This is a genomic window from Patulibacter sp. (genome assembly GCF_030655195.1).
Taxonomy (GTDB): Bacteria; Actinomycetota; Thermoleophilia; order Solirubrobacterales; family Solirubrobacteraceae; genus Patulibacter.
On sequence record NZ_JAURWA010000182.1, the window covers coordinates 1 to 23824 of the forward strand.

Here is a 23824-nt window from a genome sequence, read left to right on the forward strand (position 1 = left end):
CGGGTCATCGCGGCGCGGACCAGCGTGCTCGCCGTCTTCTCGGCGTCCGGCAGGTCGGAGGGTCCGACGCGCTCGATGCCGACGATAGCGGACCGTGGCCCTGAAGGACACTGCTGTTGTCATTCCGGCAACAGGATCGTCACACGTCGCGCCACGACCGGTGGGCGGGCCCGCGCGACCGCGCGGACCCGCCCACCGGGCCTCAGCTGCCGCGCCGCTGCAGCAGCCGCGACAGCACCAGCAGGCCGCCCAGGCCCCACACGGCGAACACGACGAGCGCGAGCCCCAGGCCGCCGAAGACGTCGGTCGGCAGCGCGCCGTCGACCATCAGCCGCATGCCCTGACCGGTGGGCACGGCCTGGACGATCGCGTCGAGCCAGCCGGGCGGGTCGACGCCGACGATGAACGCCGGGGCGATGGCCGGCATGACGATGACCCAGCCCCAGGTGTTCAGCTTGTCCGCGGCCCGGAACAGGTAGGCGAGGCAGAGGCCGAACCCGACGATCGAGACGACCATGCCCAGCGTGCCGACCACGAACAGCAGCGGTCGTTCGATCGGGACCCCGGTCACCGCGAGCAGGATGGCGGTCGCCGCCACCGAGTAGATCACCCCCACGAGCGACTTGGCCGCCAGGACCTCGGGCCCGCGGGCGGCGAGCAGCAGCGCCTCGATCGTCCGCTTCTCGATCTCCTCGGCCAGCACGATCGGGGTCGCCAGCAGGCCGATGAAGCCGACGGTCATCACGACGGCCGCGAGCACGAAGTAGTTGCTCAGCCCGAGCTCGTCGATCGCGGAGGGCGAGGTCGGGGCGACGTCGCGCACCGCCACCTGGGCGGCGGGGGCCCGGTCGGCGAGCTTGCCCACGGACGTGGGCAGCAGGTCGACCACGGCCCGCGCGGTCGGCGAGGCGTCGGGGCCGACGAGGACCTGCAGCGGCGGTGCCCGGCCCGCCTCGGCGTCGGCGATCAGGCCCTCGGGGACCACGACCGCGACGTCGGCGTCGTCCTCGGCGACCGCGTCGCGCGCCGTCGCCTCGTCTGGCTCGACGCGGACCGTCAGGTCCAGGGCCCGGCCGACGTCGCGGGGGAGGGCGACCGACAGCCGCTTCGCGTCGGTGTTGCTCGCGCTGCCGACCACGACCACGTCGGCCTTCGGCCGCGGCTCCTGGTCGGGATAGATCATCGAGTAGACGATGCCCAGCGCCAGGGGCACGATGATGATGGCCAGGACCCGCCCGTCGCGGATCGCGTCGAGGAGGTCCTTGCGCAGGATGGCCCAGACCCGGGAGAGGTTCACGACGCCGCCTCCGTCCGGGTGGACTCGTCCTCGTCGAGGCTCCGCCCGGCCAGCGCGACGAAGACGTCGGCCAGCGACGGCTCGTCGCTGTGCACGGTGAGCACCCGACCCTCGCGCAGCCAGGCGGACAGGCGCTCGTCCTGCTCCGGGTCGTCGAGGACCACGGTGTGCACCGTCCGGTCGTCGAGGAGCACGCGCGCGGACCGCGATGCCCCGGTCCGGCCCCCGACGTGGAGCTTCAGCTCCTGCGGGGTGTCCAGGGCGATGATGCGGCCCTCCGAGAGGAAGGCCACGCGGTGGCAGAGCTCGTCCGCCTCGACCATGTCGTGCGTGGTCAGCACGATCGTGGTGCCCTGGTCGCTGAGGTCGCGGACGATCGAGCGCAGGTTGCGGGCGGACATCGGGTCCAGACCGCGGGTGGGCTCGTCGAGGAACAGCACCTGCGGGTCGTTGATCAGGCCGCGGGCGAGCACCAGGCGCTGCTTCATGCCGGTCGAGTACGTCTTGACCTTCCGGCCGGCGGCGCCGGCGATGCCGACCCGCTCGAGCAGCTCGTCGGTGCGTCCGGCCGGGGCGCCGTAGAGGTCGGCGAAGAGCTTGAGGTTGTCCCGGCCGCTCAGGCGCTCGTAGAGGTTCTGGTCCTCGAAGACGAGGTTCAGCAGACCACGCGCGGCCTCGCGGTCGGCGACGATGTCGTGCCCGCCGACGGTCGCGCTGCCGCCGCTGGGCGGGGTGCGACCGGTCAGCATGCGGATCGTCGTCGTCTTGCCGGCGCCGTTGTGGCCGAGCAGGCCGAAGACCTCGCCCGGACGGGCGTCGAAGCTGATCCCGCGGACCGCCTCGACGTCGCCGTAGCGCTTCGAGAGGTCCTCGACGACGACACCGGCGCCTCCCGGCGGCGCCGAGGGTGAGGCGTGGGCGGACGGCTGGGGGAGGGCCATGGCGGCCGACGGTAGCAGCGCACACAGACGCCCGTGGTGCCTGCGCGGGAGCATCGGTGAACGATCCGTTCTGGTGTTCGTGCGCCACCTTCCGAGGGAACGTGCCACCTCTTGGGACCCCCACCCGGGGCCGCCGCCCGCGCCGCGCCGCACGCACGTGGGACGATGGGCGTCGAGGCGGTCGTGGTCCGGCCGCGCGCCGCGCCGATGTCCGCCGAGCCCAGAGCCGCAGTCACGCCCCCGGGCCCCGTTCCCGTCGAGGCCGACGGTCAGCCCGATGCCGCCTTCGGCCTGCACGTCGCCCTGTCCGTCGTCGCCGGCGCCGCCGCGACGGCGACGTGGGCCGCCACGTCAGGCGACTACTTCTGGCCGCGCTGGGTCTGGCTCGGGCTCGCGATCTCGGTGGCCGTGCACCTGCTCGTGCGCTGGGCGGCGCTCACGCCGTCGCGCCCGGGCAAGGCCTACCGCGTGACGATGGCGTCCCTCGCGGCGCTGGCGGTCGTCGACGTGCTCGTCTGGCTGCTGGCCGGCGCCGGCACCTTCTATCCGCGGTGGTCCCTGACCGGCTACGCGGTCGTCGCGGCGACGCTCTCGGCGATCGTGCACCGCAGGAGGCTGCCGTGGGCGAGCTCCAGCGAGCTCGTCGAGCGGGTCGACGTCCTGACGCGGACCCGCAGCGGCGCGCTGGACGTGCAGGCGCACCAGCTGCGCCGCATCGAGCGCGACCTCCACGACGGCGCGCAGGTCCGCCTCGTGGCCCTGACGATGCAGCTCGGCCGTGCCGAGGCGCGTCTCGAGGACTCCGGGGACGAGGCGACCCTGGCGCTCGTCCGGCGCGCCCGCGACGAGGCGTCCGCGGCGATCGGTGAGCTGCGCGACCTCGCCCGGGGCATCGCGCCGCCCGTGCTCGCCGACCGCGGCCTCGCCGCCGCGGCCGACGCGCTGGGCCGGCGCTCCGCCTCGCCGGTCGAGGTGGACGCGGTCCTCGGTGCCCGCGCCGCACCGGTCGTCGAGTCCGCGGCGTACTTCGTGATCGCCGAGGCGCTGACGAACGCGAGCAAGCACGTGCCGGGCGCCGCGGTCCGCGTGACGCTGCGCGAGGAGGACGGGGCCCTCGTCGTCCTGGTCGCCGACGACGGTCCCGGTGGCGCGGACCCGGCCGGGTCGGGCCTGACGGGGCTCCGTCACCGCGTCGAGGCGCTCGACGGGCGGCTGCTCGTCACGAGCGCCGCGGGCACCGGGACCACCGTCAGGGCGGAGCTGCCGTGCGCGTCGTGATCGTCGAGGACCACGCGCTCCTGCGGGAGGGGATCGTCGCGCTCCTGCGCGAGCACGGCGTCGAGGTCGTCGCCCAGGCCGAGGACGCCGAGGGGCTGCTGCGGATCGTGCGCGGCCACCGCCCCGACCTGGCGATCGTCGACGTCCGTCTGCCGCCGTCGTTCTCCGACGAGGGGCTCCGGGCGGCGATCGAGGCACGCGAGATCCATCCGCCGCTCGCCGTCCTCGTCCTGTCGCAGTACGTCGAGCCGGTCTACACCGCCGAGCTCCTGTCCTCCGCCGGCAGCGGCGGGATCGGCTACATGCTCAAGGAGCGCGTCGGCGACGTCCGCGCGTTCATGGACGCCGTGCGGCGCGTGGCCGGCGGCGGCACGGCGCTGGACCGCGAGGTCGTGGCCGAGCTCGTCCGTGGCCGCGACGCGCGGAGCGACCCGGCGCTCGAGCGCCTGACCCCGCGCGAGCGCGAGGTGCTCGCCCTGATGGCCGAGGGCCGCACGAACGCGGCGATCGCCGAGGCGCTCGTGGTCACCGGCGGCGCGGTCGAGAAGCACGTCACCAGCCTGTTCCAGAAGCTCGACCTGCCGGTCTCGCAGGGCGACCACCGTCGCGTCCTAGCGGTGCTCGCCTACCTGCGGGCGACGGGCTGAAGGAGGGGGTGCGGGCCCCGGCCCGTGTGTCTCGGGCCGAAAGCACCTCGGGCGACGGCGGTACACGGTCCACCCGCACGGGGTGCGGGCCCCGGCCCGTGTGTTACGCGGCGGCCTTCGCGGCCAGCTGGCCGCACGCCGCGTCGATGTCGCGCCCGCGGATGAGGCGGATCGTCGCGTTGAAGCCCTCGTCCTCGAGGACCTGGCGGAAGCGCTCCATCTGGTCGCGCTCGGAGCCGTCGTAGATCGAGTCGGTCGGGTTGTACGGGATCAGGTTGATCTTGTACTTCCACGGCTCCAGCAGGTCGGCCAGGAGCTTGGCCTGCTCGACCGAGTCGTTGACCCCGCCGAGCATGATGTATTCGACGAAGACCATCTTGCGGCGCTTCTCGTAGAAGCGGTCGCACGCGGCCTTGACGTCCGCGAGGGAGTAGCGGTCGTTGACGGGCATGATGTCGCTGCGCAGCTGCGAGTCGGCGGAGTGCAGCGACCACGCCAGGCGCACGGGGACGTCGCTCTCGGTGAGCTTGTCGATCCCGGGGACCCAGCCGACCGTCGAGATGCCGGTGCGGCGGTTGGTGATCCCGAGGTCGGGGAGGCGGCGGCAGACCTCGAGCACGGCGTCGAGGTTCATCATCGGCTCGCCCATGCCCATGAAGACGCAGTGGTTCAGCTCGTCGATGCGGCGCAGGTGCAGGGCCTGGTCGAGGATCTCCCAGGCCGTCAGGTTGCGGCCGAACTTCATCGCGCCGGTCGCGCAGAACGTGCAGGTCAGCGGGCAGCCGGACTGCGACGAGACGCAGATCGACCGGCGGCCGTCCTTGTAGCGCATGAGGACGGTCTCGATCGGCCGGCCGTCCTTCGTGTTCAGGAGCAGCTTCACCGTGCCGTCCGAGGCGGTCGCGCGGGTGACCTCGGAGAGGGTCGAGAACGGGACCTTCTCGGTCAGGTCCTCGCGGAGCTTCGCCGGCAGGTTCGACATCTCGTGGTAGCCACGGGCGCCCTCGGCGGTCCACTTCCACACCTGGTCGAAGCGGAACTTGGGCTGGCCGAGCTCCTCGAGGGTGCTGCGGAGGAGGTTCAGATCCACAGGGCGATGATGGCAGGCGCAGGGCGCCGGTCCTCGGGTGGTCGTGGGAACGGGTTTCGGCGAGGATGTCGAGAACCGCCCGGTGGCTCCGTCCCAGGGGCAGATGCGGTGATCCCCGCCGCACCACGACAAGGAGAACCACCATGCCGAAGTTCCTGCTCCTCAAGCACTACCGCGGTGCCCCCGCCGCCGTCAACGACGTCCCGATGGCGGAGTGGACGCCGGAGGAGGTCGATGCGCACATCCGGTACATGCGCGACTTCGCCGCCCGGCTGGAGGAGACCGGCGAGTACGTCAGCGGCGACGCGCTCTCGCCGGACGGCACGTTCGTCCGGTCCCAGGGCGGGGGCAGGCCGCCGATCACCGACGGGCCGTTCGCGGAGACGAAGGACCTGATCGCCGGCTGGATGATCATCGACGTCGACTCCCACGACCGCGCGGTCGAGCTGGCCGGCGAGCTCTCCGCGGCGCCCGGCGCGAACGGCGAGCCGATCCACGAGTGGCTCGAGCTGCGGCCGTTCCTGCAGCAGCCCCCGGCCTCGACCTGCCACACCGACTGACCCGCCGACCGACCGGGTCGGGGCGATGGACGAGCTGCTCCTGCGGGACCTCACCCCCGCGGTGATCGGTGTTCTCGTGCGCCGCGGGGTGGACTTCGCGACCGCCGAGGACGCCGTGCAGGAGGCGCTGGTCCAGGCCGCGACGACCTGGGCCGACGGGCGTCCGGACGACCCGAAGGGCTGGCTGGTGACCGTCGCGTGGCGACGATTCCTCGACGCCCACCGCGCGGAGTCCGCGCGCCGGGACCGCGAGGAGCGGGTCGAGCTGGAGCCGCCGCCCGGCCCGACGGTGGACGTCGACGACACGCTGGAGGTCTTCTTCCTCGGCGCCCACCCGTCGCTCTCGCCGGCCTCGGCGGTCGCGCTGACCCTGCGCGCCGTCGGCGGGCTGACCACGAGGCAGATCGCCGACGCCTACCTCGTGCCCGAGGCGACGATGGCGCAGCGGATCAGCCGCGCCAGGCGCACGGTCGCCGACGCGCGGTTCGACCGGCCGGGCGACCTGGGCACGGTCCTGCGCGTGCTCTACCTCGTCTTCAACGAGGGGTACTCCGGCGACGTCGACCTCGCCGCGGAGGCGATCCGGCTGGCGCGGCAGCTCGCGGGGCTCACCGACGACGAGGAGACCGCGGGCCTCCTGGCCCTGATGCTGCTGCACCACGCGCGCCGACCCGCGCGGACGCGGCCGGACGGCAGCCTCGTCCCGCTCGCCGAGCAGGACCGCGGTCGCTGGGACACGGACCTGATCGCGGAGGGCGTCGCGATCCTGCAGGGCGCGCTCGCCCGCGACCGCCACGGCGAGTTCCAGGTCCAGGCCGCGATCGCGGCCCTGCACGCCGACGCCCCGCGCGCCGACGAGACCGACTGGGTGCAGATCGTCGCCTGGTACGACGAGCTGCTGGCCCTCACGGGCAGTCCCGTCGTCGCGCTCAACCGCGCGGTCGCGGTGGGGGAGGCGGACGGGGCCCGGGCCGGCCTCGCGGCGCTGGCCGGGGTGGACCCGTCCGTCCCGCGACGAACCGCCGCGTCGGCCCACCTGCACGAGCGCGCCGGTGACCTGCCGACCGCGGCGGGGCTCTACGCCGACGCGGCCGCCGCGGCGTCGAACCTGGCCGAGCGCCACCACCTCACCCGGCAGGCGGCGCGCGTCCGGCAGGGGCTGCTGCGGCCTGATGCCGCCCACGGCCGGCGCGCGGACGGGGACGGCTAGCGTTCCGCGGGTGGGAACGCTCGCCACCTTCGCCCGCGTCTACGTCTCGGACCTCGAGCCGGCGCTCGGGCTCTTCACCGACGCCGGCGCGCCCGAGCCGCGGCTGCGCTTCTCGCACGCCTCCGGTCTGGAGCTCGCGCTCGTTGGCGACGTCCTCGTGCTGGCCGGCCCCGAGGAGGTGCTCGCGGGCTTCCGGGAGACCCAGGTCACCTCGGTCGTCGACGATCTCGACGTCGCGCTCGACCGCGCCCGGGGTCTCGGCGCCGAGGTCCTGCGGGGGCCGGCGGCCCAGGAGACGGGCCGGAACGCCACGGTCCGCATGCCGTTCGGGGCCGTCGTGGAGTACGTCGAGTGGTCGGCGGAGGTCAGGGCGCGGCTCGGGGTCTGAGCACCGACCCGGGCGGCACGACGGGTCCTGATCGACGCCGTCGGACCGCCGCGGGACACTGGGGGACGTGCGCGACGCGACGGAGGACCAGGCGTGCCGGCGGGCGACCGTGGTCGTCGTCGGTGCGGGGCAGGCGGGCCTCTCCGCCGGCCACCACCTCGTGCGGCGGGGGTTCGCGGCCGTCCCGGGGGCCGGAGACCCGGTGGACGCCACCGGTGCCGCCCCCGCAGCGCCGGACGCGACCTTCGTCGTGCTGGACGCCGAGGACGGACCGGGCGGCGCGTGGCGGCACCGGTGGGCCTCCCTGACGATGCGCACGGTCAACGGCATCTTCGACCTGCCGCGGTTCCCGAAGCCGCCGATCGACCCGGACGCGCCCAGCCGCGACGCCGTGCCGGAGTACTTCGCGGCGTTCGAACGGGCGGAGCACCTGCCGATCCGCCGCCCGGTGACCGTCACCGCGGTCACGCGCGCCGACGCGGACCCCGACGGCGACCTCCTCGTCACCACCGATGCGGGGCGGTGGCGGACCCGGGCGGTGATCAACGCCACCGGCACCTGGAACACCCCGGTCCTGCCCGCGTACCCCGGCCGGGACACCTTCCGCGGCCGGCAGCTGCACACCCGGGACTACGTGTCCGCGGACGAGCTCGCCGGCCGGCGGGTGGCGATCGTCGGCGGCGGGATCTCGGCGATCCAGCTGCTCGAGGAGGTCTCCCGGGTGGCGACCGTCCTCTGGTACACGCGGCGGGAGCCGGTCTTCCGCGACGGCGAGTTCCGGCCCGAGGTCGAGGGCCGGATGATCATCGAGCGGGTCACCGCCGACGTCGAGGCGGGCGACCCGACGGGCAGCGTCGTCTCCTACACCGGCCAGATCTGGTCCGCCTCCGCCCTGGCCGCCCGCGAACGCGGCGTGCTGCACCGGCGGCCGATGTTCGCGTCGATCGAGCCGGACGGCGTCCGGGAGCCCGACGGGACGCTCACCCCGGTCGACGTCCTCCTCTGGGCCACGGGCTTCAAGGCCCACCTGCCCCACCTCGACCCGCTCGGCCTCCGGAACGACCGCGGGGGCATCGAGATGCGCGGCACCCGGGTCGCGGACGAGCCACGCGTGCACCTGATCGGCTTCGGCCCCTCCCAGTCCACCGTCGGGGCCAACCGCGCGGGACGACAGGCGGCGTGGGCGCTGGCCGAGCACCTCGGGGTGCCCCGGCCGACGGGGGCGCGGCCCGGTCGGTGAGGCGAGCGTCCCGCCGCGGGCCCGACCCGCCAGACTCGGTACATGGACCTCGCCACCCCGGAGCTCCCCGACCTCGACCGGCTGGCCCTCGTCGTGGTCGACGTCCAGCGCGGGTTCGACGACGCGGCGTACTGGGGCCCGCGCAACACCCCCTCGTGCGAGTCGAACATCGCCCGGCTGCTCGACGCCTGGGCGACGGGGGGACGCCCGATCGTCCTCGTCCGCCACGACTCCGCCGACCCGGACTCGCCGCTGCACCCCGACCGGCCCGGGAACGCGTTCCAGGACCTCCTCGCCGTCGACCACGACCTGGTCGTGCGCAAGAGCGTGAACTCGAGCTTCCACGGCACCCCGGACCTCGACGCGTGGCTGCGCGGTCGGGACCTCGACGGCATCGTGGTCTGCGGGATCACCACCAACCACTGCTGCGAGACGACGGCGCGGGTGGGCGGCAACCTCGGCCACCGCGTGCTGTTCGTCCTCGACGCGACCCACACGTTCGACCGCCGACGGCCGGACGGCGGCACGATGACCGCCGACGAGCTCGCCGCCGCGACGGCGACGAACCTGGACGGCGAGTTCGCCACGGTGGTGGCGACGGCCCACCTGGTCTGAGGGACCGGCGCCGGGTACGGCGGACCGGGATCGCCGGGCTATGGTCCGTCCCATGGCCCCCGTCTACCGCCACACGAACCTCGTCGCCCGCGACTGGCGTCGCCTCGCCGCGTTCTACGTCGAGGTCTTCGGCTGCACGCCGTCCGGGACGGAGCGGGACCTCGGCGGCGCCTGGCTGGACGAGTCGACGGGGCTCGGGGGAGCACACCTGCGAGGGCAGCACCTGCTGCTGCCCGGGCACGGTCCCGACGGACCGACGCTCGAGGTCTTCCAGTACGACGAGACCGTCGAGCAGTCCCACCCGACCGCCGACCGCCTCGGCTTCGGGCACCTCGCGTTCCTCGTCGACGACGTCGACGAGACGCTCGCGCAGCTGCTGGCCGCGGGCGGCTCCTCGCTGGGTACGGTCGCCGAGACGGAGGTCCCCGGCAAGGGGCGACTGCGGGTGGTCTACGCGCGGGACCCGGAGGGCAACATCCTCGAGCTGCAGCGCTGGGACTGACCCGCGAAGGGAGGCGGTCCGCCGGCTCGGCGACGGGACGGGCCCTCGGGCCCGCCCGCCCGTCGAGGTGCGCTCACCCCGCGCCGAACCACGTCGCGAGCGATTCCCGCAGCGTCGGCACCGCGGTCGTACCGGGCTCGCCGACCGCCGCCGCCCAGGCGACGTGGGCGTCCGGGCGGACCAGCAGGGCGTCGGCGGGGCGGTCGTCGGTCGTCGCCGCGTGGACCTCGACCCGGCCGCGCCACCCGGCCACGGCGTCGTGCAGCTCCGGGCGGTCGGCGAGGACCAGGAGGACCGGCCGGGCGCGTCGCAGGAGCTCCGCGACGCTGGTCGTGGTGCCGTCTGCGCCGCGGAGGACGAGGTCCGGGACGAACCTCCCGGCCAGCTCGTGCCGCCGGCCTCCCTCCCCGACGCCGACGCCGGGGCCGGGGCCGGGGCCGGGGCCGGGCGGCGGGTAGCGGACGTCGGAGCCCGAGACCATCGCCGCCAACCGACGCGAGGGCGCCTCGTCCTGCAGCAGCTCCTGGAAGAGCTCGCGCAGCGCGTCGGCCGCCCCGTCGAGGCCGCGGCGGAGGGCGACCTGGGCCTGGCTCTGCAGCATCGCGCGGGCCCCGGCGTGCCGGCGCTCGCGGTGGTAGCTGTCCAGGAGGCCGGCGGGTGCGCGGCCCCGCACCTCGGCGCCGAGCTTCCAGGCCAGGTTCACCGCGTCGAGCATCCCGACGCTGCGCGCGATCCCGGTCGCCGGGAGCACGTGCGCGGCGTCGCCGGCGAGGAGGACGCGACCGGCGCGGTAGGTCTCGGCCTGGCGGGCCTCGTGCCGGTACCGCGACAGGCGGCGGGGCTCCCCGAGCGGCAGGTCCACCCCGCGCACGCGCCGGATGCTCGCGCCGAGCTCGGCCATCGTCATCGGCGACTCGTCGTCCGCGGGGCCCTCCTCGTCCTCGATCGTCTGGACCATCAGCGACCCCGGGCCGGTCGAGCCCATCGCGAAGACCCCGTGCTCGCCGCGCGTGAAGCCCGCCTCGACCGACCCGTGCCCCGGGACGTCGAGGTCTCCGTTCTCGTGCACCGTCACCGACGGGTGCAGGGCGACCTCGGCGAGGCGGTGGACGTCCGGGTAGGTCACGCCGGGGAAGGCGATCCCGGCCATCCCGCGGACCCGCGAGTGGGCGCCGTCGCAGCCGACGAGAAACCGCGCCGTGACGGAGCGGGTCCCGTCCGGGCCCTCGACCCGGGCGGTCACCGCGTGGTCGTCCTGCTCGACCCCGACGACCCGGTGACCGTGGCGGATCTCGGCGCCGAGCTCGACCGCGCGCTCGGCGAGCAGGCGATCGACCGACGGGTGCTGCAGCCGCAGGCCCTTCAGCGGGGGATCGCTCAGCCGCGAGAGGTCCAGGTGCATGCCCCCGAACGGGTAGCCCGGGATCTCGGGGTCCGGGTCCAGCGCCACCGCCGCGAAGCGGTGCAGCAGGCCGCGGTACCGCAGGAGCTCGACGATCTGCCCGCCCAGCCCGTTGGCGTTGGGGGAGTGCCCGACCTCCGCGTGCCGCTCGAGCACGAGCGGCCGGACGCCCGCCAGCCGCAGCTCCCCGGCGAGCATCAGGCCCACCGGGCCACCCCCCACGACGATCACGTCGGCGTCCATCCCGTCGCTCCCGTTCCCCTGCATTCCGTCACTCCCGTCGGCGCTGATCCTCGGCATCGACGGGCGAGTATGGGGGCGCCGTCAGGACCTCATGAGCGGTTCGTGTGCGCTATACATTGGATGTGGAGAGCGGTGGGTCGGTCCCGCTCCCGCGGCAGGTCGGCTGCACCTGTGGCGCCGAGACCGCCCGTCCGCGCCTCGCCGTCTCTCCCGGACTCAGCGCACGACGTCCCAGACCTGCTTCTGCACGCCGTTGCCGTAGGCCTCGCTCTCGACGAGCTCGAGCTTCGTGGCGTCCTTGTCCGCCTCGCTGAAGAGACGCCTGCCGGCGCCCAGCAGCAGCGGGAACACGAGCAGGTGGTAGCGGTCGACCAGGCCCTCGTCGGCGAGGCTCGCACCGAGGGTCGCGCTGCCGTGGACCAGGAGGGGCGCACCGTCCTCCTGCCGCAGCGCGGCGACCTCGTCCGTCGAGCGCAGGACGGTCGCCGGCCAGCGGTCGTCGTCCTGCTCCAGCGTCGTCGAGACGACCCAGCGCGGCAGCGCGTTGTAGCGGGCGAAGTCGTCCATCGTCGGCCACACCGGGGCAAACGCCTCGTAGCTCGTGCGGCCCAGCAGTAGGCCGCCGGCCTCCTCCTGCTCGCGGCCCTTGATCTCGAACGCGGCGGGGTCGAACGGCACGTCCTTGAACGTCCAGCCCGAGTTGCGGTAGCCGGCCTCGCCGCCGGGTGCCTCCATGACGCCGTCGGCGGAGACGAAGGCGGTGACGATGATCTGGCGCATGTGGGGCTCCGGGAAGGATGGGGCGGCCGCCGGACGGCGGGTCGCGGGTCGTGCAAGCCGGGACGCCCGTGGAGGCGCGAACTCATCGCGGGCGGCGCTCGGCGCCCATCCTGCCGCGCCCGGCCGGTCGTCGCCAGGGCGATCGACGGGTAGTGACCCCGTGTGACCCGCACCGCCCTCGTCCTCGGCGACCAGCTCTCGCGCGACAACCCGGCGCTCGAGGGCGTCGACCGGGTCGTCCTTGTCACCTCCCGCGCGCTGCTGGCGCGCCCCGGCCTGCACCGCCAGCGCGCCCACCTCGTGCTCTCGGGGATGCGGCACCTCGCGGCGGAGCTGCGCGAGGACGGCCGGGTCGAGGTGGAGGAGCGCACCGAGGACCGGCTGCTCGACGGCGTCGACGCGATCGAGGGCGACGTCGTCTGCGCCTACCCCTCGTCGTGGGCGATGCTGCAGGCGCTGCAGGAGCGCGGCGTGGAGCTGACCGCTGCACCGCAGTTCCTCACGAGCCCCGAGGCGTTCGAGCGCTGGGCCGAGGGCCGCAGGACGCTGAAGATGGAGGACTTCTACCGCGAGCAGCGCCGCAGGCTCGAGGTGCTCGTCGACGACGCCGGCGAGCCCGCGGGCGGGAAGTGGAACCTGGACGCGGACAACCGCAGGCCGCCGCCGAAGGGCGGACTCGACGCCCCGGCGCCGTGGCGGCCGACGGAGGACGGGATCGACGAGGAGGTCCGCCGCGACCTCGACGCGACCGGCATCGACTTCTGGGGCGACGACGCACCCCGCGGCTTCGCCGTGACGCCGGAGGAGGCGACGTCGGCGCTGCGGTCGTTCGTGCAGGGCCGGCTGGCCGGCTTCGGGCCGTGGCAGGACGCGATGGTCGACGGCGAGCGCACGCTCTTCCACTCCAACCTCAGCGTCCCCATGAACCTCGGCGTGCTGGACCCGATGCGGGCGGTCCGTGCGGCGGAGCGCGCGTACCTGCGGGACGACGCGCCACTGCAGTCGGTCGAGGGCTTCGTCCGGCAGATCGTCGGCTGGCGCGAGTACGTGTGGGGGATGTACTGGCTGCGCGCGACGCAGTGGCCCGAGCGCAACGCGATGCGGGCCCGTGAGCCGCTGCCGCAGGCGTACCGCGAGGCCGACTCCGGCTGGCGCTGCCTCGACGAGACCGTGCGGTCCGTGCGGGAGACCGGCTACGCGCACCACATCGAGCGCCTGATGGTGCTCGGGACGATCGGCCTGACGTCGGGGATCCGCCCGTGGGAGCTCGTCCGCTGGTTCGCCCGGGGCTTCGTCGACGGGGCCGAGTGGGTCATGGCGCCCAACGCCGCCGGGATGGCCCTCTACGCGGACGGCGGGGAGATGATGACCAAGCCCTACGCCGCCGGCGGGAATTATGTCAACCGGATGTCGCAGCACTGCCCGTCGTGCCGCTTCGACCCGAAGAAGCGCACGGGGGAGGACGCCTGCCCGCTGACCGCCCTCTACTGGGACTTCCTGGACCGCCACCGCGAGGACCTGCAGGGCAACCACCGGATCGCCATGCCGCTGCGGTCGCTCGCGAAGATCCCCGACGACGAGCTCGACCTGATCCGGGAGCGCGCGCGCTCGGCGCGCCGGGAGCTCCGGGGCACCGCCGGGTGAGCCGCCGGACGACGGGCGCGGCAGGGCGGCCGGGGGCGGGCGCCGGGTCCGGCCCGGGACGACCGTGCTGGGGAGGGCGCGGCACCTGCCATCCTCTCCCGACCATGGACGCGCGGGACCACCAGACCGGGCCCGGCGGCCCGGGCCGACCGGAAGGCACCTGACGTGCGCCTGCAGAAGTTCCTCGCCCACGCGGGCGTCGCCTCGCGCCGCGCCTCGGAGGAGATCATCTACTCCGGCCGCGTGACCGTCGACGGCCGCATCGTCGCCGACCCCGCCCGCGACGTCACCGACGAGGACGACGTCCGCGTCGACGGGCGCTCCGTGCGGCCCGTCTCCGAGACCGTCGTCTTCGCCGTCAACAAGCCCGCGGGCGTCGTCTCCACCGCGCACGACACGCACCGGCGACCGACCGTCGTCGAGCTCGTCCCCGCCGACGGGCGCCGGCTCTACCCCGTCGGCCGCCTCGACGCGGAGACCACCGGCCTGATCCTCCTGACCGACGACGGCGACCTGGCCGACCTGCTGACGCACCCGCGCTACGAGGTCGAGAAGGTCTACATCGCCGAGGTCTCCGGGGGCCCGGTCGGTCCCGAGACCGTCGAGGCGTTGCGTGCCGGCGTGCAGCTCGAGGACGGGCCGACCCTGCCCGCCGGCGTCGAGCTGCTCAACCCCAAGCTGCTGCGGATCACGCTGCGCGAGGGCCGCAAGCGCCAGGTCCGCCGGATGCTCGACGCGGTCGACCACCCCGTCCTCTCGCTGCGGCGCGTCAAGCTCGGGCCGCTCGACGTGGGACGCCTGAAGCCGGGGGAGTGGCGCGCGCTGGAGGCCTCCGAGGTCGCCGCGCTGCGGGCCGTGCCCAAGCAGGCCCACGCCCGCTGAGGTCGCCGGACGGCGACGGCGACCCGCGGCGCGTCGGCCGTCCCGGGCGACCGTCGGATCGCCCGCGTCCCCGCGGTGCGATCATCAACCCGATGCGGCTGCACGCCCTCCGCGGGGCCATCTCCGTCGAAGACGACGACGCGGACGAGATCCTGGCCCGGACCACCGAGCTGATGCACGAGCTCCTGGACCGCAACGGGCTGGAGCCCGACGACATGGTCTCCTGCATCTTCACGGCCACGCCCGACCTGAAGGCCGCGTTCCCCGCCGCCGCGGCGCGGCAGATGGGCTTCGACCAGGTGCCGCTGATGTGCGCGGTCGAGATCGACGTCCCCGGCGCGCTGCCGAAGATCATCCGCGTGATGGCCCACTACCAGCGCACGGACGAGGAGCACCGCGCCCAGCACGTCTACCTCGGCCGGGCGAAGGCCCTGCGCAAGGACCTCGACTCCGCCCAATAAAAAGGCTAGGCGGGGACGCCCGAGGCGGTGTTCACGAGCTCCCGCAGCTCGACGTCGGGGTGGCGGGACGCGAAGCGGCGCAGCTGGAAGCCGTCCGGGAAGGCGGCGAAGACCGCGCCGTCCGCCCCGCTGAGGGCGACGCCGGCCCCGTCGCCCTCGACCGTCGGCACGTCCTCCGGGTCGATCAGCCGCGCCTCGGTCCACGGCAGCGGGTCCAGCCGGATCTCGCAGCCGAACTCGTCCTTCATCCGCTGCACCGCGACCTCGAACTGCAGCGCGCCGACCCCGCCCAGGACGGGCCGGGGGTCCTGGACGCCGCCGCGCTGGAGCAGACGGACGACGCCCTCCTCGTCGAGCTGCTGGAGGCCGCTGCGGAACTGCTTGTGCCGCCGGGCGTCGCGGTTGACGGCCGCGGCGAAGCGCTCGGGCGGGATGGTCGGGATCGGCGGGAACGCCACGACGGCCGACCCGGCGTGCAGGGTGTCCCCGACGCGGAGGTCCAGCGCGCCGACGACGCCGATCACGTCGCCGGGCCAGGCCTCCGGGAGGTCCTGGCGCTCGCGGGCGAACACCGCGTGGGCGTGGTGCATCGTGAACGGTCGGCCGTTCCGGCTGTTCTGCACCTTCAGCCCGCGCTCGAAGCGCCCCGAGCAGATGCGGACGTAGGCGATCCGGTCGCGGTGCCGCGGATCGGTGTTGGCCTGCACCTTGCAGACGAACCCGGAGAAGGTCGCCTCGAGCGGACGGGGGACGTCGTCCGTCGTCGGCCGAGGGGTGGGCGCCGGCGCGATCTCCTGCAGCGCCTGCAGCAGCGCGTCGACCCCGAAGTTCCAGACCGCCGAGCCGAAGAACAGCGGCGTCGAGCTGCCCGCCGCGAACGCCTCGGGGTCGTGGTCGGCCTCCACGGCGTCGAGCAGGTCGACCTCCTCGCGCGCTGCAGCCCACCGGGGATCGTCGTCGAGGCCGGCGCCGTCGGCCGGCACGACCTCGTCGTCGACGATCGACGAGCCGCGGGCGGTGCGCGTGAAGCGGTGGAACGTGTCGTCGCGCCGGTCGATCACGCCGCAGAAGTCCTGCCCCTCGCCGACCGGCCAGGTCACCGGCGTGGCCCGCAGGCCCAGCTCCTTCTCGATGTGGTCCAGCAGCTGCAGCGCGCTGACGCCCGGGCGGTCGCACTTGTTGACGAACGTGATGATCGGGATCCGGCGGGCGCGGGCCACCTGGAAGAGCCGCTTGGTCTGCTGCTCGATGCCCTTGGCGGCGTCGATCACCATCACCGCGCAGTCCGCCGCGGCGAGCACCCGCAGGGTGTCCTCGGAGAAGTCCTGGTGGCCGGGCGTGTCGAGCAGGTTGACGACCACGTCGCCCACGACGAACCGCAGCACCGTGGAGCTGACGGAGATCCCGCGCTCGCGCTCGATCTGCATCCAGTCCGACGTCGCGTTGCGTCCTCCGGCCCGCGCCTTGACCGCGCCGGCCTCGTGGACGGCACCGCCGTAGAGCAGGAGCTTCTCCGTCAGCGTGGTCTTGCCGGCGTCGGGGTGGGAGATGATCGCGAACGTCCGCCGGCGACCGGCCTCGCGCCGGAGCTCGGTGGTCGCCGCGGTCGTCGGTGCGGCGGCGTCTGAGGGCGCGGCAGGGGCCGACGTGGGGGTCTCGGCCATCTCCCGAGCCTAACGAAGGCCGGGGGATCTCCCGCGCCTCCCACGGCCCGCGGCGCAGCCCCCGCCCGCCCGCCGTGGACCGCGTGCCGTCCCGCCCGCGACGTCGCGGGGTCGAACCCCCGGTCACGGGCGGTCGACCGTCCGGCCCGCCTCGCCGCGGCCCGTGGGAGCGACGTGGGACCATGGCGTCGTGCCCCTGAAGATCACCGACCGCGCCGCGAAGATCCCGCACTACCCCGCCGCGGGCGGGTACAGCCTGCCCGACGGGGTGGCGCTGCTGGCGTCGAACGAGTGCCCCGACCCGCCGCTGCCCGAGGTCGTGGCCGCCGCGGCCGCCGCGCTCGGCGCGACCAACCGCTACCCGGACCCCTCGTACGGGCCGCTGCGCGAGGCGCTGGCGGAGCACTCCGGCGTGGACGCGTCCCTGATCGCGGTGGGCAACGGGTCCTGCGAGGTCCTCCTGGCCCTCGGCGAGGCGCTGCTGGACCCGGACTCGGAGCTCGTCTACGCGTGGCCCGCGTTCTCGGTCTACCCGCACCTCGAGGCCGCCTCCGGCGCCACCGCGGTCCGTGTGCCGCTCGACGGCGACCACCGGCACGACCTCGACGCGCTGGCCGCCGCGATCACGGACCGCACGCGCCTGGTCATCGTCTGCAACCCGAACAACCCGACGTCGACCGCCGTCGGCCTCGACGAGATCCGCGCGTTCCTGGCGAAGGTCCCCGAGGACGTCGTCGTGCTGCTCGACGAGGCGTACATCGAGTTCGCCGAGCAGTACCGGCCCGAGGACTCGATCCCCCTGCTGCAGGAGCACCCGCACCTGATGCTCCTGCGCACGTTCTCCAAGCTCTACGGGCTGGCCGGCCTGCGCGTCGGCTACGGCCTCTGCAGCTCGCCCGAGCTCGTCGCCGCCGTCGAGCGCGTGCGCCAGCCGTTCGTCGTCAACGTCGCCGCCGCCGCGGCCGCCACCGAGGCGCTGCGCCACCCCGGTGCCACGCAGGCCCGCATCGCGCAGGCCCGCGAGTCGCGCGCCGTGCTGGCCCAGGGCCTGCGCGGCCTGGGCATCGAGCCCGCCGCGTCCGAGGCGAACTTCTCGTGGTTCGACCTGCCCGCGGGGGACGACGCCTCCGACGACGAGCGGTCGGCCGTCGAGACGCGCGTCATCGGGCAGCTCCGCGACGCGGGCGTGCTCGTGCGCTCCGGCGGCGCCCTCGGCCGTCCCGGCGCCCTGCGCGTCACGTACGGCACGCCGGAGGAGAACGAGCGCTTCCTGCGCGAGCTCCGCGGCGCGCTCGCCTGAGCGGTCCGCCGGGGCCGGGACCGCCGGGGCGGGGCACGTGCGCCCCGCGCCCGCGGAGACGTCGCGTCGCTGCACTAGGTTCGGGCGGTGCGCTCCGTCGTCCAGGACTACGTCGACTCCATCCTCGCCGACTGCGGGGCCGACCGCTCCGGGGCGGTCGCGGACTACATCCCCGAGCTCGCCGCGGCCGATCCCGACCGCTTCGGGATCTGCGTCGCCAGCGCCGACGGCTACCTCTACGAGGCCGGCGACTCGCGCGTCCCGTTCACGATCCAGTCGATCTCCAAGCCCTTCACCTACGGCCTGGCGCTGGCCGACCGCGGGACCGCGGCGGTCGACGCGAAGGTCGGCGTCGAGCCCTCCGGCGACGCGTTCAACGAGATCAGCCTCGACCCCGTCTCGGGCCGGCCGCGCAACCCGATGATCAACGCCGGCGCGATCACCGCCGCGTCGCTCGTGGCCGGCGCCACGGCCGAGGAGTCCTTCGACCGCGTCCGCGCCGCCTACTCGGCGTGGGCGGGGCGCGACCTGGAGCTCGACGAGCAGATCTACCGCTCCGAGCTGCGCACCGGTCACCGCAACCGCGCCATCGGCCACATGCTGCGCACCGTCGCGATCCTCGAGGACGATCCCGAGCCGGTCGTCGACCGCTACTTCCGGCAGTGCTCGCTGCTCGTCGACGCCCGCGACCTGGCGCTGATGGCGGCCACGCTGGCCAACAACGGGACCCACCCGCGGACCGGGGTGCAGGTGCTCGCCCCGCACCTCGTCGAGCGGGTCCTGTCGGTCATGACGACCTGCGGCATGTACGACGGCGCCGGCGACTGGGTCTCGGGCGTCGGCATGCCCGCCAAGAGCGGCGTCGGCGGCGGGGTCCTGGCGGTCCTCCCCGGCCAGATCGGCGTCGCCGTGTTCTCGCCGCGGCTGGACGACCACGGCAACAGCGTCCGGGGCGTCGAGGCCTGCCGCAAGCTCTCGCGCGAGCTCGAGCTGCACTTCCTCCACGTCTCCCGCAGCGCCCGCTCCGCCGTGCGCGCGTCGTGGGACCTGCTCGACCGGCCGTCGCGGCGTCGCCGGACGGAGGACGAGGAGGAGGTCCTGCGCGAGCACGGCCGTCGCGCCCGCATCTACGCCCTGCACGGCGATCTGCACTTCGCCGGCGCGGAGACGGTGGTCCGCGAGATCGCCCGCCGCAGCGACGACCTCGAGCTCCTCGTCCTGGACCTGCGACGGGTCGACGACGTCGCCGGCGTCGCGCGGCGGATGCTCGCCGAGGCGCGCCGCCGCCTGCGCGAATCCGGCTGCGAGGTCGCGATCGTCGACCCCGACGGGGTGCTGCCCGAGGAGGAGCACGGCGAGGACTCCTGGCCGCCACGCCACGGCGGCCTCGACGGCGCGGTCGAGTGGTGCGAGGACGAGCTGCTCGCCCGCCACGGGACGCCGAGCTGCCGGATCGAGCGGATGACGCTGGAGGCCCACCCGCTCACCGCGGCCCTCTCCGCCGACGGGCTCGAGCTCCTGCGGCCGCACCTGCGCGCCCACACCGCCGAGGAGGGCGAGGTCCTCGTCCGGCGCGGCGACGAGCCCGCCGGGATCCACCTGCTGCTCTCGGGGCGGGTGACCGTCAGCGTGGACGGTCCCGACGGCCGCCCCCGTCGCGTCGCGACGCTCGCCGCCGGCATGAGCTTCGGCGAGCTGGCGCTCGTCGCCGGCCGGACGCACGCCGCCGACGTCGTCGCGGAGCACCGGACCGACCTGCTGATCCTCGACCCCGAGGGGTTCGCGGCGCTCGGCGTCGAGGCGCCCGGGGTGCGGCTGGCGCTCGTCGAGGGCCTGATCACCCACTTCTTCGAGTCCGACGCGCGGGCCGCCCAGGCGCTCGCGCAGCGGCGCCCGGCCGGGGCGGGCGAGGAGCCGGTGGTCGCGCCGGCCTGACGCCGGGCGGGGGGGGGGACCCGCGAGGGCGGACGCCGTGCCGTCCCACGCGAGGTGTCGAGGACGGCGGGGGCCGCCGGTGGCGGAGCGGGACCCGCCCCGGCGGTCGACGGTCACCGAACGTTCGCATCGCGGCGGCGCTCGCGGCCTACGGTCGGCCCACCATGGACTCCTGGTACTCCGGCCTCTTCGACGACGACGACCTGGCCGCGGACGTGCGCGGCGACTGGGAGGCCGCGCTGGCGGGCGGGACCAGCCCCGCCCGGGCCACGCGACGCCTGGTCGAGGACTGGGTCGACGAGGTCGCGGGCTCGCCGTCCCTGGCGGCCTCGTTCTGGATCGCGCTGGCCGCCCTGCAGCTGCACGGCCGGGTCCTCGAGACCGACGTCCGCGACCGCGCGATCCGGGCGATCGGTCGCGGTGAGGACCTGCAGCGCTGGGAGCCCGGCCCCTACGGCCGCGTGCTGGACGAGGACCCCGACGACGACCGCGACGAGGTCGCCCAGCGCCGGCACGTGACCACGGCGCTGCGCGCGCGGCTGGTGCGGGCGCCCGTCGTCGACGGGGTGTCGGGGGCGCAGCGGGCCTGAGGCCCGCCGCGGACCGGATCAGTCGTCGTCGCCGTCGTCGTCGCCGGTCTGGCCGGTGACGACGCCGAAGGACGAGGACAGGCGGACGACGCGCTCGGTCGAGCCGGCGGTCAGGACCTCGACCTCGTAGCGGACCCGGCCGTCGTCCTCCGTGTCGATCCCGGTGACGAGGCCCTTCACCCGCTTCGTCGCCGCGCTGCCGGCCCTGCCGGCGGACGCGTAGGTCAGGCCGTCGCGGTCCTCGCGGGTGGTGCGGGCCACGCGGAAGGCGCTGTCGAGGTGGACCTCGCGCGCCCGGCCGCCGCGGGTGAGGACCTTGACGTCGTAGGTCACGGCGCCGTCGTCGGCGTCGCGCTCGATCTGCACGGCGCGACCGGGGACCTGCCTCAGCGCCGCGCGCCGGGCCTTCGTCGCCTGGGCGTGGGTCAGGCCGTCGTCGCCGGCCCGGGTGCGCGAGACCGGGGCGGGGGAGCCGGTGGCCGCGTCGGCCGGGGCCGTCAGGACGGCCTGCCCGGTGTCGGCGGCGCGGTCGTCGGCGCCGGCGATCGCGACGCCGCCGGCCGCGGTGGCGGCGGCGAGCGAGACGGCGATCAGGGCGGTGCGGGTGCGGGTCATGGCTGCTCCTCGGGTGGGTGGTCCGCCCCGGCCGGCTCCGCGCTGCGGACGACCGGGGTGGCTGGTGGGGAGGAACCTAGGGAGGCGTGCATGAGCGTTCGATGAGAGCGCCCCGCGGCACGTGGCCGGCACCGGCCCGTCCGGGCCGCGCCCGGTCAATCCACGACCGCCACCGAGATCCAGGCGTCCGCGCCACCCCCCGGGCGTTCGTCGACCCCCGCCGTGCCGCCGTGGGCCTCGGCGACGGCGGCGACGATCGACAGGCCCAGCCCGGTGCCGCGTCGCTCGTGCCGGTCGCCGGCACCGGTGACGAAGCGGTCGAAGATCCGGCCGCGCAGGTCGGCCGGCACGCCGGGACCGCGGTCCAGGACGTGCAGCCGCACGAGGCCGTCGGCGGGCGCGTCGGTCCGCAGCTCGACGTCACCCCCGCCGTGGCGCAGGGCGTTCTCGAGCAGTCCGGAGAGCGCCCGGTCCAGCTCGCCGCGGCGGCCCGGGACGTCGGTCGGCGCGCCGTGCGCGTCGAGCACGTCGACCGTGCGGCCCTCGGCCGCGAACGCGCCGGAGAAGCGGTCGCGCACGCCCTCCAGGAGCGGCCGCGTCCGGACGGCCTCCCGCTCGTCCCGGTCCTTCGCCTCGGCGCGGGCGAGCACGAGCAGGTCCTCGGCCAGCCGCTCGAGCCGGCGGGTCTCCTCCGACGCGGAGGCCAGCGCGGCGCGCAGCTCGTCCGCGTCGCGCCCGCCCCGGCCGGCGAGGTCCAGCTCGGTGCGCAGGATCGTCAGCGGGGTGCGCAGCTCGTGGCTCGCGTCGGCGGCGAACGCCCGCTCGCGCCGGAACCCCTCCGCCTGCCGGTCCAGCAGCTCGTTCAGGGTGTGGCCCAGGCGCGCGATCTCGTCGCGGGTCGGCGGCACCGGAAGCCGCTCGTCCGACGGGCCCTCGATCCGCGCGGCGCGCCGCCGCATCGCCTCGACGGGCCGCAGCGCCCCGGCAGCCAGCGCCCACCCGAGCAGGCCGGACAGGAGGAGCGCGACGGGGACACCGACGAGCAGCGCGGTGTCGAGCGAGCGGACGGTGGCGTCCCGGTCCTCGCTGCCCGTGGCCGCCACGACGATCGGCAGGTCGGCGCGGTCGTCGTCGACGGGGCGGGCGCGCAGCCGTGCGGCGAAGGCGTCCGTGTCACCGTCGTCGTCGCGCACGGCGACGTCGCGACGGTCGACGGAGAGGTCGTCGGCGGCGGCGCGGGACAGCTCCGCGGTGGTCAGGAGCGGCGTGGGGGCGAGGCCGGGGCTGGCGGCCAGGACCCGCCCGGAGCGGTCGAGCACCTGGACCACGACGGCGTCCTCGTCCGCCTCGCCGGTCGGCACGGTCTCCGCTGCGGACCGCCCGGCGGCGAGCGACCCGGCGACGTCCGCCAGCCGCCCGTCGAGGGTCCGCTCCAGCCCCGCGTCGAGCGCCCGCGTGACCTCGACCCGCAGGAACGCGCCGAGGCCCACGAGCACGACCGCCATCGCCAGCGTCGAGGCGATCACGACCCGCAGCCGGACGGAGAGCCGGCCGATCACGTGCCCCGTCCCTCCCGGCCGGCGCCCGGTCGGTGGCCGCGGCCCGCACCGTCGCTGGGACCCGGGACGCCGGGCGCGTCGCCCGGTGCCGCGTCGCCCGCGGCGCCGGGGTCCCGGGCGTCGAGCCGGTAGCCGACCCCGCGCACCGTCGCGATCAGCGCGGTGCCGAACGGCCGGTCGACCTTCTGGCGCAGGTAGCCGACGTAGACGTCGACGACGTTGGAGCGCGGGTCGTACGCGTCGTCCCACGCCGCCTCGAGCAGCGCCCGGCGGTCGAGCGCCTCCCCGGCCCGGCGCATCATCGCCTCCAGCAGCGCGAACTCCTTCTGGGACAGGTCGAGCTCGTCGTCGCCGTGCCACGCGCGACGCGCGGCGGGGTCCAGCCGCAGCGGGCCCGCCCGCAGGACGACCGCCAGGGCGACCGGCCCCCGCCGGACGAGCGCGCGCAGCCGGGCCTCCAGCTCGCCGAAGTCGAACGGCTTGACGAGGTAGTCGTCCGCGCCGCCGTCCAGGCCGGCGATCCGGTCCTCGACCTCGCCCCGTGCGGTCAGCATCATCACCGGCGTGCGCACCCCGTCGGCGCGGAGCCGGCGGCACGTCTCGAAGCCGTCGATCGTCGGCAGGCCGACGTCCAGGACGATCGCGTCGTAGGAGGCGGAGCCCGCCCGCCACAGCGCCTCCTCGCCGGTGTCGGCCAGGTCGACGGCGTGCCCGGACTCGCGGAGCCCGCGCGAGAGCAGCGCCGCGAGCTTGGCCTCGTCCTCGACGATCAGCAGCCGCATCGCGAGGACGGTAGCGGCACGGTGCCACGTCCGACGCCCGTCCCCGCCCGCCGGGCCCCGTCCCCGGCGGCCGACCCGACGGGCGCCACCCGCCCGTCGATCCCGCCGCGCCGGTGCGCTACGGTTGCCGGGTCGATGTCGACGACCGCCCCTCGAGCCCTGCCTTCCGCAGCCGAGTATTCCCCGGTCGTCGCCCCGC

General features: G+C 75.2%; 23 protein-coding genes. 14 read left to right on the forward strand and 9 right to left on the reverse strand.

Annotated features, from left to right (window positions below; translation table 11 throughout):
- Nucleotides 1-202: 202 nt before the first annotated feature.
- Entirely contained in the window at nucleotides 203-1297 is a 1095-nt protein-coding gene (locus tag Q7T67_RS19650) for an ABC transporter permease (RefSeq protein ID WP_304793924.1), read from the reverse strand.
- On the reverse strand, nucleotides 1294-2238 hold the full coding sequence (locus Q7T67_RS19655; protein WP_304793927.1) for an ABC transporter ATP-binding protein: 945 nt from the start codon (nucleotides 2236-2238) through the stop codon (nucleotides 1294-1296). The genes Q7T67_RS19650 and Q7T67_RS19655 overlap by 4 nt, the downstream gene beginning before the upstream one ends.
- Before the next feature lie 165 nt (nucleotides 2239-2403).
- Here Q7T67_RS19655 and Q7T67_RS19660 point away from each other — a divergent pair, with 165 nt between their 5' ends.
- A complete protein-coding gene (locus Q7T67_RS19660; RefSeq protein WP_304793930.1) occupies nucleotides 2404-3516 on the forward strand; it encodes a sensor histidine kinase in 1113 nt (370 codons plus the stop codon).
- The gene (locus Q7T67_RS19665) at nucleotides 3504-4163 is read left to right on the forward strand and encodes a response regulator transcription factor (RefSeq protein WP_304793932.1); all 660 of its coding nucleotides are present in this window, start codon (nucleotides 3504-3506) and stop codon (nucleotides 4161-4163) included. Before Q7T67_RS19660 ends, Q7T67_RS19665 begins: the two co-directional genes overlap by 13 nt.
- Before the next feature lie 103 nt (nucleotides 4164-4266).
- On the opposite strand, the gene rlmN is transcribed toward Q7T67_RS19665, so the two are convergent.
- Nucleotides 4267-5253 (reverse strand): 23S rRNA (adenine(2503)-C(2))-methyltransferase RlmN, encoded by a 987-nt coding sequence (gene rlmN, locus Q7T67_RS19670; protein WP_304793935.1) that lies wholly within the window; start codon nucleotides 5251-5253, stop codon nucleotides 4267-4269.
- A gap of 143 nt (nucleotides 5254-5396) precedes the next feature.
- On the opposite strand from rlmN, the gene Q7T67_RS19675 reads away from it, so the two are divergent.
- The 6 genes from Q7T67_RS19675 (at nucleotide 5397) to Q7T67_RS19700 (ending at nucleotide 9768) form a co-directional block, all read left to right on the forward strand.
- Nucleotides 5397-5813 carry a YciI family protein gene (locus tag Q7T67_RS19675; protein WP_304793938.1) on the forward strand — a complete coding sequence of 139 codons (417 nt, stop codon included), beginning with the start codon at nucleotides 5397-5399 and terminating at the stop codon, nucleotides 5811-5813.
- Nucleotides 5814-5838: 25 nt separating this feature from the next.
- Nucleotides 5839-7023 carry an RNA polymerase sigma factor gene (locus tag Q7T67_RS19680; protein WP_304793941.1) on the forward strand — a complete coding sequence of 395 codons (1185 nt, stop codon included), beginning with the start codon at nucleotides 5839-5841 and terminating at the stop codon, nucleotides 7021-7023.
- A 10-nt stretch (nucleotides 7024-7033) separates the two neighbouring features.
- The gene (locus tag Q7T67_RS19685; protein ID WP_304793944.1) at nucleotides 7034-7411 is read left to right on the forward strand and encodes a hypothetical protein; all 378 of its coding nucleotides are present in this window, start codon (nucleotides 7034-7036) and stop codon (nucleotides 7409-7411) included.
- A gap of 67 nt (nucleotides 7412-7478) precedes the next feature.
- Complete coding sequence (locus Q7T67_RS19690; RefSeq protein WP_304793946.1) at nucleotides 7479-8651, forward strand: NAD(P)-binding domain-containing protein; 1173 nt, start codon at nucleotides 7479-7481, stop codon at nucleotides 8649-8651.
- Between the two features lie 42 nt (nucleotides 8652-8693).
- Nucleotides 8694-9266, forward strand: coding sequence for a cysteine hydrolase family protein (locus Q7T67_RS19695; protein ID WP_304793949.1), 573 nt, complete (start codon nucleotides 8694-8696; stop codon nucleotides 9264-9266).
- 52 nt (nucleotides 9267-9318) lie between these two features.
- Nucleotides 9319-9768 carry a VOC family protein gene (locus tag Q7T67_RS19700; RefSeq protein ID WP_304793951.1) on the forward strand — a complete coding sequence of 150 codons (450 nt, stop codon included), beginning with the start codon at nucleotides 9319-9321 and terminating at the stop codon, nucleotides 9766-9768.
- 73 nt (nucleotides 9769-9841) lie between these two features.
- Here Q7T67_RS19700 and Q7T67_RS19705 read toward each other — a convergent pair whose 3' ends face one another.
- Both Q7T67_RS19705 and Q7T67_RS19710 read right to left on the reverse strand, forming a co-directional pair.
- On the reverse strand, nucleotides 9842-11413 hold the full coding sequence (locus Q7T67_RS19705; RefSeq protein WP_304793954.1) for an FAD-dependent monooxygenase: 1572 nt from the start codon (nucleotides 11411-11413) through the stop codon (nucleotides 9842-9844).
- A gap of 216 nt (nucleotides 11414-11629) precedes the next feature.
- Nucleotides 11630-12193, reverse strand: a complete 564-nt coding sequence (locus Q7T67_RS19710) for a dihydrofolate reductase family protein (RefSeq protein WP_304793957.1) — start codon at nucleotides 12191-12193, stop codon at nucleotides 11630-11632.
- Nucleotides 12194-12355: 162 nt separating this feature from the next.
- Between Q7T67_RS19710 and Q7T67_RS19715 the strand changes: the two genes are divergently transcribed.
- The 3 genes from Q7T67_RS19715 to aroH all read left to right on the forward strand — a co-directional run bounded on the left by Q7T67_RS19715 (nucleotide 12356) and on the right by aroH (nucleotide 15180).
- Nucleotides 12356-13837: a cryptochrome/photolyase family protein gene (locus tag Q7T67_RS19715; RefSeq protein WP_304793960.1), complete on the forward strand. Its 1482-nt coding sequence runs from the start codon at nucleotides 12356-12358 to the stop codon at nucleotides 13835-13837.
- A gap of 165 nt (nucleotides 13838-14002) precedes the next feature.
- Nucleotides 14003-14719: a pseudouridine synthase gene (locus Q7T67_RS19720; protein WP_304793961.1), complete on the forward strand. Its 717-nt coding sequence runs from the start codon at nucleotides 14003-14005 to the stop codon at nucleotides 14717-14719.
- A 92-nt stretch (nucleotides 14720-14811) separates the two neighbouring features.
- The gene (gene aroH / locus Q7T67_RS19725) at nucleotides 14812-15180 is read left to right on the forward strand and encodes a chorismate mutase (RefSeq protein WP_304793964.1); all 369 of its coding nucleotides are present in this window, start codon (nucleotides 14812-14814) and stop codon (nucleotides 15178-15180) included.
- Between the two features lie 5 nt (nucleotides 15181-15185).
- Here the strand turns inward: aroH and Q7T67_RS19730 are convergent, their stop codons facing one another.
- A complete protein-coding gene (locus Q7T67_RS19730; RefSeq protein WP_304793967.1) occupies nucleotides 15186-16844 on the reverse strand; it encodes a peptide chain release factor 3 in 1659 nt (552 codons plus the stop codon).
- A 190-nt stretch (nucleotides 16845-17034) separates the two neighbouring features.
- Here Q7T67_RS19730 and hisC point away from each other — a divergent pair, with 190 nt between their 5' ends.
- The 3 genes from hisC to Q7T67_RS19745 all read left to right on the forward strand — a co-directional run bounded on the left by hisC (nucleotide 17035) and on the right by Q7T67_RS19745 (nucleotide 20669).
- Nucleotides 17035-18144 carry a histidinol-phosphate transaminase gene (hisC, locus tag Q7T67_RS19735; RefSeq protein WP_304793970.1) on the forward strand — a complete coding sequence of 370 codons (1110 nt, stop codon included), beginning with the start codon at nucleotides 17035-17037 and terminating at the stop codon, nucleotides 18142-18144.
- Between the two features lie 87 nt (nucleotides 18145-18231).
- Nucleotides 18232-20079, forward strand: a complete 1848-nt coding sequence (gene glsA / locus Q7T67_RS19740; RefSeq protein WP_304793973.1) for a glutaminase A — start codon at nucleotides 18232-18234, stop codon at nucleotides 20077-20079.
- Nucleotides 20080-20243: 164 nt separating this feature from the next.
- Nucleotides 20244-20669, forward strand: a complete 426-nt coding sequence (locus tag Q7T67_RS19745) for a hypothetical protein (RefSeq protein WP_304793976.1) — start codon at nucleotides 20244-20246, stop codon at nucleotides 20667-20669.
- 18 nt (nucleotides 20670-20687) lie between these two features.
- On the opposite strand, the gene Q7T67_RS19750 is transcribed toward Q7T67_RS19745, so the two are convergent.
- From Q7T67_RS19750 to Q7T67_RS19760, 3 genes are all read right to left on the reverse strand, one after another.
- Nucleotides 20688-21284, reverse strand: a complete 597-nt coding sequence (locus tag Q7T67_RS19750) for a PepSY domain-containing protein (protein ID WP_304793978.1) — start codon at nucleotides 21282-21284, stop codon at nucleotides 20688-20690.
- 155 nt (nucleotides 21285-21439) lie between these two features.
- Nucleotides 21440-22843, reverse strand: a complete 1404-nt coding sequence (locus tag Q7T67_RS19755) for an ATP-binding protein (RefSeq protein WP_304793981.1) — start codon at nucleotides 22841-22843, stop codon at nucleotides 21440-21442.
- Complete coding sequence (locus Q7T67_RS19760; RefSeq protein ID WP_304793983.1) at nucleotides 22840-23625, reverse strand: response regulator transcription factor; 786 nt, start codon at nucleotides 23623-23625, stop codon at nucleotides 22840-22842. The genes Q7T67_RS19755 and Q7T67_RS19760 overlap by 4 nt, the downstream gene beginning before the upstream one ends.
- Nucleotides 23626-23824 lie beyond the last annotated feature (199 nt).

Coding starts and splice junctions, on each gene's coding strand:
- Q7T67_RS19655 (WP_304793927.1), bottom strand. CDS start 2,238: ATGGCCCTCCCCCAGCCGTCCGCCCACGCCTCACCCTCGGCGCCGCCG.
- Q7T67_RS19660 (WP_304793930.1), top strand. CDS start 2,404: ATGGGCGTCGAGGCGGTCGTGGTCCGGCCGCGCGCCGCGCCGATGTCC.
- Q7T67_RS19675 (WP_304793938.1), top strand. CDS start 5,397: ATGCCGAAGTTCCTGCTCCTCAAGCACTACCGCGGTGCCCCCGCCGCC.
- Q7T67_RS19680 (WP_304793941.1), top strand. CDS start 5,839: ATGGACGAGCTGCTCCTGCGGGACCTCACCCCCGCGGTGATCGGTGTT.
- Q7T67_RS19695 (WP_304793949.1), top strand. CDS start 8,694: ATGGACCTCGCCACCCCGGAGCTCCCCGACCTCGACCGGCTGGCCCTC.
- Q7T67_RS19700 (WP_304793951.1), top strand. CDS start 9,319: ATGGCCCCCGTCTACCGCCACACGAACCTCGTCGCCCGCGACTGGCGT.
- Q7T67_RS19705 (WP_304793954.1), bottom strand. CDS start 11,413: ATGGACGCCGACGTGATCGTCGTGGGGGGTGGCCCGGTGGGCCTGATG.
- Q7T67_RS19710 (WP_304793957.1), bottom strand. CDS start 12,193: ATGCGCCAGATCATCGTCACCGCCTTCGTCTCCGCCGACGGCGTCATG.
- aroH (WP_304793964.1), top strand. CDS start 14,812: ATGCGGCTGCACGCCCTCCGCGGGGCCATCTCCGTCGAAGACGACGAC.
- Q7T67_RS19730 (WP_304793967.1), bottom strand. CDS start 16,844: ATGGCCGAGACCCCCACGTCGGCCCCTGCCGCGCCCTCAGACGCCGCC.
- Q7T67_RS19745 (WP_304793976.1), top strand. CDS start 20,244: ATGGACTCCTGGTACTCCGGCCTCTTCGACGACGACGACCTGGCCGCG.
- Q7T67_RS19750 (WP_304793978.1), bottom strand. CDS start 21,284: ATGACCCGCACCCGCACCGCCCTGATCGCCGTCTCGCTCGCCGCCGCC.
- Q7T67_RS19760 (WP_304793983.1), bottom strand. CDS start 23,625: ATGCGGCTGCTGATCGTCGAGGACGAGGCCAAGCTCGCGGCGCTGCTC.